The following is a 1,199-nucleotide window of genomic DNA, read 5'->3' as shown; positions in this document are numbered from 1 at the left end:
GGGCGGGGACGAGTTCCGCGTCGAGGCGGCGGTCCAGGGCCGCCGTCTGGACGCGTTCGGCGCGCACCCACTGCACCAGGATCGCCAGCAGGAAGGGCAGGGCGACCAGCTCGGCGATGCTGAGCATGGCGCCGCCGCCGATCTGCTGGTCGTGGTGGACGTCCGTGTCCCACACCGGGGCGTGGTGCAGATACCAGGCGCCCGCGATCAGCGTGCCGTGGGTCATGACGACGAGCCCGGGCACCGCGTCGACGACGCCGTCGAGGAACACCAGCACCGCGCGCACCGGGTGCGTGCACCACGACGGCAGCGTCTCCTCGCGGGTGAGCACCGGCACGACGAACAGGCATCCGGCCACCAGCAGGTGCAGGTACATCAGCTCGTGCAGCCAGCCGACCCGCAGCGCGGTGGCGAAGTACGGCGTGAAGTACACGACCAGCTCGGTGGCCAGCACCAGCGCCGTGCTGACCAGTGGAAACGTCAGCAGGCGCACGACGCGGCCGGTCATCGCCCGGCGCACCCGCGCGGCCTTGGCCCCCGGCAGCGCCTCGACGGCGAGCCGCAGCGGATCGCCGAGCGCCAGACCGAGCGGCGCGAGCAGGTCCAGCAGGACGTTCTGCACCGCGGCCGGCCAGAACAGCACGTGGTCGTAGGCGGCCAGCGCGGACATCGTGGCCACCACCAGCGCGCCCAGCCCGAGCAGGGCGAAGGCGGCGACGCGGGCCGGCGGCCAGGTCCCGCCCCGCCGCCGCACCCGCAGCACTCCCCAGCCGTACAGTCCGCCGAGGACGGCCACGAGGAGCAGGGCCGGCACGTCCGGCTGCCACGTGGACAGCAGCCGGCCCACCGTCGGTGGCGCCGGTGTCCCGGCCGGCAGACCGGTCACGGCATCGGCAAGCATGCGCATCGTTCTCCTTCGCCCCCCACCGGACGGACCGGGACGGGTCCACTGCGGGACGGTAGTCCCCCGGGTCCTTGGGACCCGCGCCGGGGTGGCCGATGCACCGCACGCCGGCGGAGGCGCGGGCCGCCCGGAGCGCGAGGCAGGCCGTCGCGACACACAGCGGCACACCGCCCGCCGTCCCCGCCGGACGTCAGGGCGTCGGCGGGGCGGGCCGGCGGGGAGGGCGGGGGGGGCCGTGCCCCGGCGGCACGGGGGCGGCCGGCGGGGCGCGGGGGGGGGCGCCCCCCCCCCGGGC

Annotated in this window: 1 protein-coding gene; it reads right to left on the bottom strand. The window is 76.7% G+C overall.

What is annotated here, in order from left to right:
* Window positions 1–907, bottom strand: a 907-nt coding sequence (locus GV126_RS33680) for a cytochrome c oxidase assembly protein (protein ID WP_159674946.1), incomplete at its 3' end; no start/stop codon positions are given.
* Window positions 908–1,199: the final 292 nt, after the last annotated feature.

This window comes from Streptomyces mexicanus, from assembly GCF_902506575.1.
Classification (GTDB): Bacteria; Actinomycetota; Actinomycetes; order Streptomycetales; family Streptomycetaceae; genus Streptomyces; species Streptomyces mexicanus.
The sequence above is the reverse complement of the archived record's forward strand: the minus strand, read 5'-3'. Positions and strand labels throughout refer to the sequence as shown.